This window comes from Bradyrhizobium sp. CCBAU 11361, assembly GCF_028128935.1.
GTDB lineage: Bacteria > Pseudomonadota > Alphaproteobacteria > Rhizobiales > Xanthobacteraceae > Bradyrhizobium > Bradyrhizobium niftali.
This window is the reverse complement of the sequence record NZ_LBJZ01000118.1, coordinates 1-8,268: the sequence shown is the minus strand read 5'-3', so window position 1 is coordinate 8,268 and position 8,268 is coordinate 1. Positions and strand designations below refer to the sequence as shown.

At 58.6% G+C, this 8,268-nt stretch carries 5 protein-coding genes and 4 pseudogenes; 4 read left to right on the top strand and 5 right to left on the bottom strand.

Features of this window, described 5'->3' with window-relative positions; translation table 11 throughout:
• Positions 1–551 precede the first annotated feature (551 nt).
• Together XI08_RS46225 and XI08_RS10440 are read left to right on the top strand one after the other, a co-directional pair.
• Positions 552–815, top strand: a complete 264-nt coding sequence (locus XI08_RS46225; RefSeq protein WP_442869796.1) for a hypothetical protein — start codon at positions 552–554, stop codon at positions 813–815.
• A 709-nt stretch (positions 816–1,524) separates the two neighbouring features.
• On the top strand, positions 1,525–3,648 hold the full coding sequence (locus XI08_RS10440; RefSeq protein ID WP_271574345.1) for a prolyl oligopeptidase family serine peptidase: 2,124 nt from the start codon (positions 1,525–1,527) through the stop codon (positions 3,646–3,648).
• Positions 3,649–3,679: 31 nt separating this feature from the next.
• Here XI08_RS10440 and XI08_RS10435 read toward each other — a convergent pair whose 3' ends face one another.
• Positions 3,680–3,898, bottom strand: coding sequence for an Lrp/AsnC ligand binding domain-containing protein (locus XI08_RS10435; protein WP_271574344.1), 219 nt, complete (start codon positions 3,896–3,898; stop codon positions 3,680–3,682).
• 102 nt (positions 3,899–4,000) lie between these two features.
• Positions 4,001–4,045, bottom strand: a pseudogene (locus XI08_RS45975) (hypothetical protein); the annotation flags it as partial.
• A 254-nt stretch (positions 4,046–4,299) separates the two neighbouring features.
• Between XI08_RS45975 and XI08_RS10430 the strand changes: the two are divergent.
• Positions 4,300–4,981: pseudogene (locus XI08_RS10430) on the top strand (aspartate/glutamate racemase family protein).
• A gap of 285 nt (positions 4,982–5,266) precedes the next feature.
• Here the strand turns inward: XI08_RS10430 and XI08_RS10425 are convergent.
• The 3 genes and pseudogenes from XI08_RS10425 to XI08_RS10415 all read right to left on the bottom strand — a co-directional run.
• A pseudogene (locus tag XI08_RS10425) lies at positions 5,267–5,826 on the bottom strand (IS630 family transposase); the annotation flags it as partial.
• A gap of 143 nt (positions 5,827–5,969) precedes the next feature.
• A complete protein-coding gene (locus XI08_RS10420; RefSeq protein WP_271574343.1) occupies positions 5,970–6,221 on the bottom strand; it encodes a helix-turn-helix domain-containing protein in 252 nt (83 codons plus the stop codon).
• A 212-nt stretch (positions 6,222–6,433) separates the two neighbouring features.
• The gene (locus XI08_RS10415; protein WP_271574342.1) at positions 6,434–7,600 is read right to left on the bottom strand and encodes a nucleotidyltransferase family protein; all 1,167 of its coding nucleotides are present in this window, start codon (positions 7,598–7,600) and stop codon (positions 6,434–6,436) included.
• A gap of 326 nt (positions 7,601–7,926) precedes the next feature.
• On the opposite strand from XI08_RS10415, the pseudogene XI08_RS10410 reads away from it, so the two are divergent.
• Positions 7,927–8,268: pseudogene (locus tag XI08_RS10410) on the top strand (Wadjet anti-phage system protein JetA family protein); the annotation flags it as partial.

Below are 8,268 nucleotides of genomic sequence, written 5' to 3'. Positions count from 1 at the left end.
TCGTAACAGAACTCCAGCTACTTCGACTTCAAAGCGTCTGAGGCCTATGCCGGCCTCGAGGACCGAGGTCGACAATTACCTTGGGCGCAGCTGCGCTGTCGATGGTGCTCGTCATCGGTGCTGAGTTGAACTCGCGGGCGGACACGGACGCAAGCTTCCGCGATTTTGGTTTGCCATGCCGTAAATGGGACATGTCTGCTATTGGCGCGTCGCTTCGCTGGTAGTCGAGCCATCACCAGTGGCGTGCCCGAACACGCGCCTAGCCGCTTTGTAGAGGACCCGATCAACGACGCGGCGTCCAGACGATGAAACCAGGTCCCAGCACCGATATGGTAGGTTCGGAAGCATAGTAGGAGGCGCGGGAAGCGCTCGTGTCGGGAAACAAGTTGATGAAAGCCCCGCTGCAGAGGTGGGACTCGCTCCTCGCTCGATGACCCCTGCCGGTCCGAATCCCGCCGCGCTGCAGGAGCCGAGCGCACGATTGGCGCTTGCAGAGGAAAGCGGCTCTGTTCAAGACAATTGGTCCAAAAAGCTAAAAAGGGAATCCCGTTGTGACAGCCTCTCTTGATGACGAAATTCGCGATGGCAGCCGTCATTTGCAGTTTATTTCGAAGATGCCGACGCCGCGCAGATTGTTTATCAAGCGAAAGTTTTGCGCTTCATGGAACGCGGCAGAACAAATTACTTGCGCCTGCTCGGAGCCATCAGCAAGCGCTGCTCGAATAAACGGAAACGATGCGCCCGGCTTCTTCTTTCGTTGTCCGTTCGATGGCAATCGATTTTCTAAAGCAGGCGGTCCTGGAAGACCTGCTTGACGTGATCACGGTCGCACAAGAGGTAAGGGGCGCGTCAATTGCCTTGCTGCAGCAATGCAGTCGAAGTGACGATCTCCTAGTCACGGCGCGTGTACGCGTGGCGTTTAGGCGCGATGCATCCCTACGTCGCTGCGGCTCGCCATCAAAGGGCATAGGTAAGCTCCCCTTTATTCACACTGTGACCTCCCAGCGTCCCAATGAAATTAAGCTGGTAGTGTCCTGTTGCGATTCGTCATATCAGCGTTCGCAGGTGTGCCATGAACACGGCCTTTTGTCTGACGCGATTTGGCTACTGCTCAACGAGTTCTTCTTTGTCGACGATGCCCGCTCGCAAACCACGCCGCCAACACTCTGGCGGCTAAGAGCTCACACGCCCTCTGTCCGAACGCAAGCGAGAAGCAGCCCCACCGCAATATCGCACTGCTGATGCGGTTCCGCGGTCGAACCGGCGGCCTCAAAGGGTGATGCCGAAACGTTAGTCCGCGGACACCTGATTGTCAGCTTCAGAGCCAATGTCGGAAAGCTGGCATGGCGATGCGGCACGATGAGGCGAAAACCTGCTGTTTGCCGGCGGTATGCTGCTTGCACAGATCGAGCTGCGGGCGGCGCGACACAGCGCGTGCACGTCTGCAACACGAATTTCGCTGCGTTCGCCCACTCGCAAGAACTTGCGGGCTCGGCCTGCGTGCTTGGTCCGAGGATAAGCCAAATGAAAAAGTCCCTTGTGCGCGCCGCGTTGCTCTCGATGATGTGTTTCACAGTCGCGCTGCTCCACGGGCAGTCTGGTGCGACCCCACTGGACGATCCGTTCCTCTGGCTCGAGGAGGTCGAGGGGCCGCGCGCATTGGCCTGGGCACAGGCCGAGAACGAAAAAACGCTCGGCTTGCTGCAGTCGGATCCTCGCTACGATCGCTTTTACCGGGACGCGCTGACGATCCTCCAGGCAAAAGACCGGATTCCGTCCGTTTGGCTGGAACGGCAAGGTCTCGAAAATTTCTGGCAAGACGAGACCCACGTGCGCGGCATCTGGCGGCGCACTGCGCTTGAGAGCTACCGCGGCCAGGATCCCCGATGGGAGACCATCCTGGACATTGACGCGCTCGCTCTCGCCGAGAACAAGAACTGGGTCTACAAGGGGCGCAACTGCCTTGGGCGGCGCTGCCTCGTCAAACTCTCCGACGGTGGCAAGGACGCCGTGTCCATACGCGAGTTCGACAGCAAAGCCAAACGCTTTGTTGCAGGTGGATTCCAACTGCCCAAGGGCAAGCAGACCGTCAGCTGGATTGACCGCGACACTATTCTTGTTGCACGTGATTGGGGCGAGGGGACCACGACCGAGGCCGGCTACCCTTTCGTGTTGAAGGAACTCAAGCGCGCTCAGCCGCTCGATCAGGCGCGTGAGGTTTTTCGCGGCCAGCGCAGCGACTTCGGGATCGCGCCATTGGTGTTTGGTGACCGGCGTAGCCCTGTGACCGGCGTAGCCCGTCGGATCAACGGCTTCGAGACGCAGTATGTGCTGTTCGGGCCCGGCGGGCCAATCGAGCTCGATCTGCCGAAGAAGGCCTCGATCGTCGGCATCGCGAGTGGGCGGCTGCTTGTGAAACTGGACGAAGACTGGATCCGCTCCGGCGATACCAGCTTCAAGGCCGGCTCAATGATCGCGTATGATTTGGCCGAATGGAGGCAGGATCCGCTGCGCGCGAAACCCTCTGTCGTTTTCCAGCCCAACTGCCGGCAGGCACTCAGCGGATTTGGCAGCACCAGGAATTTCCTGGTGCTGGCCATTCTTGACAACCTTCAAAGCAACGCGTTCGTCTACAGGTACGATCAAGGTGCCTGGCATGCCACACCAGTCCCGCTGGCGAAGAATGCGACCGTAAGCCTATCAGCCACTTCCGCGCAAAACGATGAAATGACGTTTACCGTCTCTAACTATCTCACGCCAACATCGCTTTGGTACTTTGATGCCGAAAGCAAACGGCTCGAGCTCTTGAAGACGGCACCTGCGACGTTCGACGCATCGAAGCATGTCGTGGAGCAGCTCGAGGCGACTTCGCGCGATGGCACGCGGATCCCGTACTTTCTGGTGCGGCCCAGGAGCGCAAGATTTGACGGCTCGACCCCGACGCTTCTCTATGGTTATGGCGGGTTTCAGATTCCGCGTCTCCCTTCCTATGGAGGAGCTTTGGGTCGACTATGGCTCGAACAGGGCCATGCGTACGTCGTTGCCAACCTGCGGGGAGGCGGCGAGTTCGGTCCACCATGGCACCGGGCTGGCCAGGGGGCAACGAAGCAAAAGACATGGGATGATTTTATCGCGGTCGCCGACGATCTGATCCGTCGGAACGTCACAAGTCCGCGCCGGCTCGGCGTGATCGGCGGCAGCCAAGGGGGCCTGCTGGTCGGCGCTGCAATAACCCAGCGCCCCGAGCTTTTCAACGCGGCGATCATAGAGGCGCCGCTGTTCGACATGCTTCGATTCACCTACTTGGGCGCAGGCGCGTCCTGGACCGCCGAGTATGGCGACCCGGCCATTCCCGAACAACGAGAGTGGATCGAGGCCTACTCGCCGTACCAAATGCTGGTACCGGGCAAGACCTACCCGGAGCCTTTCATTTTTACCTCTACCAAGGACGACCGCGTGCATCCTGCGCACGGCCGCAAGGCCGCCGCGAAGCTCGCTGCGCTCGGCCAATCTTATTTTTACTTTGAGAATATCGATGGGGGGCACAGCACTGCCGCAAATCTCATCGAACGTGCACGCCGGCTGGCTCTGGAATACACTTATGCATCCAGGCGGCTTTGCCCCGAGCCACCGGAAGGCGCACCTTAAACATAGCTCAACAGTACCGTGGCCGTAAACTTCAGCTCTTCCATGCCAATGAACGAGCAGCAAAGTCGAGACGACTGATCAGCTTCTTGTAGATCGCAGCATAGACCTCTACTCCTGGCACCACCAGGTGGCGCAGATAATCGGTTTCGCCGGTGAAGCGATAGCCTTCGACGATCTCCGGAATGTCGCCAATGGCACGGAGGAAATCCTCGAGCCACGCTATCGAATGACGCGACGTGCGTGCACCCATGAACACAGTTATCGGCACGTTGGCTTTGCGTCTGTCAACCAGGACGACGCGCCGGCAGATCAGGCCACCGTCCCCCATGTACTTGATGCGCCGCCAACAAACGGACAGCGAAAGATTGGTCGATTTGGCAAGCGCTGTGACGGGAATTGCTGCGTCGAGCCTGCAACTTGTCGGGAATCTTCAGGTCGCGATCGTCCAACGTCATGTCCTTTCAGCCGGCTTCGGAGCTCGGCTGAGAAGCGTTTTTGCTATCGCAGAGATAAGGCCCTTGATTTGCACTTTCCAGAGCGATTGCGCGAAACAACGCCGAGAGTTGCCGCCGAAGGCGCGGTAAACCTGTGCCACCTTCGCATCAAGTGGAGATCTCAAAGTGCGGCGGACGATTGGGGCTGATCGGAGGGATGAGCTGGGAAAGCACGGCCATGGTTACAAGGAAATCAATGAAATCGTCCGTCAGCGCCGGGGCGGTCTCGCCTCGGCAGACATCTTGCTGCGCTCGGTTGACTTCGGCTATATCGTCACCCTTCAGAACGCAGGAGATTGGAGGCAAGCCGCTGCTTATTTAACGAGGATAGGCCGGCAGTTGGTTGACGCGGGCGCCACCTGCATCCTGATCTGCATGTGATTGCCGACATTGTTGCTGCCGAGCTGAGTGTGCCGCTCATCCGCATCATCGATGTGACCGCTGCGGCTCTTCTCGCCGCTTCCTTCAAGCGACTACTGCTGCTTGCGACGCCGCGCTATACGATGGAGCAGCCGTTCGTGATCGCCTGCGGCAGCGCTCCGGCCTTTCACCTGTCATACCGGGGGAGGGCGAGCGGGGCCGGATCCACAATGTCATCTTCGATGAGCTGTGCTGCGGCACTGTTCCTGATCTGTCGCGCCACGAAGTTATCGATATGATCGCGCGCGGTCGTACAGGGGCGCCGACGCCCTCGGCTGCACAGAGATTGGCCTCTCATCGGCCCGGAACATTCAGAATTACCGGTGTTCTATTCGGCGAGGCTGCACGCCACAGCGGCAGCTGATTTCGCTGACGGTAAGCTGGCAGTTGGTGCCGTCTCCATAAAAGCGCAGCGATGATCGCCTCGCCGATCGACACTTGATCTTGTCCTAGGTGATGCCGACCTCGGCCTTAGCCGGGCTCCCAACGCCGCTGCACCTGGCCATGTCGGGCAGCGCGGTAGCGCAAGAAGGGCAATTGTCAACTTGTCGCAAGATCGAGCGATTGGTCGATCGCGCTCGGCCGTCAAGCATCCGTCTCCGAGGAGTAAACTTAAGTTCGTTAGAGAGAGATTCGGCCGTCGCCTCACCGGAACGATGACGATGCGCCGCTCGGTACGATTCCAACTCTAGAGCATCCGCCGATCATGTTGCAGCGTATCCTGCGGCAATGAAGTAGTTGCGGCATTCGGTTGCCGTGAAGCGATCAATGATGCGACCAATCGCGCTCCAGATGCTGTCGACGGTTCGTTGTGCGGCCTGACGCAAGAGCGCCTTGAGCTTGGCGAAGGCGTTCTCGATCGGATTGAAGTCGGGGCTGCAGGGAGGGAGGTAGAGCAGGCGTGCACCCGCGCCCTCGATCATCTGGCGGACCCTTGATCCCTTGTAGCTGGAGAGGTCCACGACGACGATGGCGTCTTGCGGAACGTCGGGGACAGAACCTTCTCGACATAGACTTCGAAGGCGTTGCGATTGATCGGTCCGTCGAGGGCGAAGGGGGCAATGAAGCCGCTGGAGGTGATTGCGGTCACGAAGGTCGTGGTCTTCCAATGGCCGTGGGAGATCCCGACCTTCAGCCGCTCTCCACGCGGACAGCGGCCGTTGCGGCGGGCCATATTGGTCGAAGCCCAGGTGTCATCGATGAAGACAAGGCGATTTTGAAAAGCAGACGGATCGCCGATACAACGATCCTTCCGCAATGGCAGGGACCTCTAAACGGGATGGCATTCACGCGAGCCACTGCTTGTCATACTAGAAATCGATTGCGCCGCTGCGCTCGCGCCGCAGCCCCCGACCAGCCGTGCGTTAAGGTAGACGTTGAGCGGCGCGCGGGCAGGACGACGCGGCATCAGAACAGATCCGCAAGTGCTTCAGCCGTCATTTTGGTGCGCGGCCGGATGACCAGCTCGAGGTCGAGCGCGGCCAGCGCATCCATCAAGATGCGCAGCTGCGTTGCTGGTCCACCGGCTTCCAGCTTCGAGACCGTCGCTTGACGCGCATGCATCCCCTCACCGAGGTCACCCTGGGTAAGCTTCTTCTGCCGCCGGTAGCGCCTGATCCCGGCGCCAACTTGTTGCGGGGTGCGGGCAATCGTATCCATAAGCTATCATACGCCAATGCGTATATATCGTCAGTATACGCGATCGCGAATATCTATCGATTATACGTTTCCGCGTTTACTTATGAAGCCCGCGATCCCACTCTGCCTCTCTTATCGAAATTATTAAAAAACTAAAGCTGATGATCGATGTAGAGCTCATGGCTCGAATCTGCCGGTGGGCGAGAGAGGCTCGTCGACATGTCGAATTGGCATCATGGCGTTGGCGACGCCGTCGGCTTCGCAATTGAAACGCGCGCCAGAAGATCTTCCTTGCCTCCCGTAAGCCCGTACTCCTCTGCTGGCTTGCCGTCGAGTTTGGCCGCTTCGGCTACGCCCTTCGCGAGCATCTCGAAAGTGTCGTCCGAAAGACGCAGGGCGCCAACACCAAGCCGTCGTCGCCATCTGGCTCCGCGTTCCCACGCTTCCATCCACGCAAAGCCTAGGTCGCTACTACGTTTGACGGCATTGAATGCTTGAATGAGCGCGCCAGCCTGGTTGATGTCCTTTTTGGCCTTATCCGCAAAGAACACATTCCGTTTGGTCGCGATGATCAGTTTGTGGACGGCGTAACGTTCCGGGGCCGGTACAAGAACCGGCACGCCAGCGTCGTGCAAAACCACAGAGCGGATGGGCTCATGGATCAGGTAGTCTAGGAACCGCAAGACCTGCGCCCCTACAGACGGCCCCAATGAAGGCATCTGCGTCAGTCTGGAGGAGTAGTCCTCGTCGCCACGGTTTGGTGTAAGGAATTCGACCTTGAAGCCGGTGGCATTGGCAAAACCGCTGAACAGCTTGGTTTCATCGGGGGAGAATGAGGGCGCAAATGTCGGATCCACCTTTTTCAGGATCTCTTCGATGTCAGGCATGCTTTCATCGATCGAGATCGAGATGCCGTAGAATTTCGCGATGTCCATATCCTCGGTCGTTACGAGCTCGTCGGGCAGCTTGACGCCGAGTACGCCGCTGTATGTCTGATAGGCCATCGAACCGACGAGCGTGGCGCGAAGCCGGAAAAGTCCCGCGCGCGCGAGTTCGTTGACGACGAGACCTTCCATGTGGGGAGGGGCAGGGTAGCCAGCCCGCCTCAACTTCGCTGCCAGCTCGCGTCGCGCGCGATAGCCAATCTTGGTGCGCTGGAAAGCTTCCGCGCGTTTGGCAATCTCGGGATCATCGGCCGGACCGACATATTTGAGGGTCGTCTTCGTCGGTCCCTCGCCACCAGAGGGCTCGTAGGCCTTGTAGTAATAGTATTCGCGGTTGGCTCGCTTCTGTTTGAGAAAGGTCCCGTTTTCCGGGAAGTTCTTGTCGAAATCCGCGTCGGTCGCCTTCTGAACCAGGTCGGAGAACATGACTTGGTCGATGTTGGAAAACTGCTTCATAGGTATTTGTTACCATTTTGGCGGAATGGTAACAATGGCTTTGTGTTCCCTCTAGCAAAACCCTTGTATCCATTTTGCCATAATGGTAACAACAAGGAATTCAATGACTTGAGGCCGCATTGTTCCGGATCTAAGACCGGACACCTAGCTCCGATCGGACTTTTAGAGCCTCGACAGCGATTGAGCTGGAAAGCTATATTAGAACATACTAAGAACAGATCTTTCGGTTGTATTTTTAAGAGCTACTCTCAATAACAATGTTGTCGGGCACATCATGCGTTTAGCGTCGCCATCTCAGCATGAAGTCGGGCCCAGGAGCCGCGTCATTGACCTTGTTCCGCCATTTGCATGACGACGCGTTTTTGGCCTTCTCGCGCGATCACAAGCACCTGTACGCGGCCTGTCTGCTCGACCTCCATGAACGCTTCTTTTCCGGCGCGCCGTCGTTCCCGACGCCGCAGCAGGTCGTCCATACCATCTACGACGTCATGCGCGCCAACCCCGCCCTCTGGAACGAGGGCGATGATTTCGGCAGCCTGCCGGAAATGATCTCCGCGGGACGCCGCCGGATCCGGAAGGCCGACGTCGCGTTCGCTTCCGAGAAGGGCGACAAGGCGCTCGGTCTTGCCCGACAACTGTACGCCCGGCTGCTTGCCTGGGGATGGCTT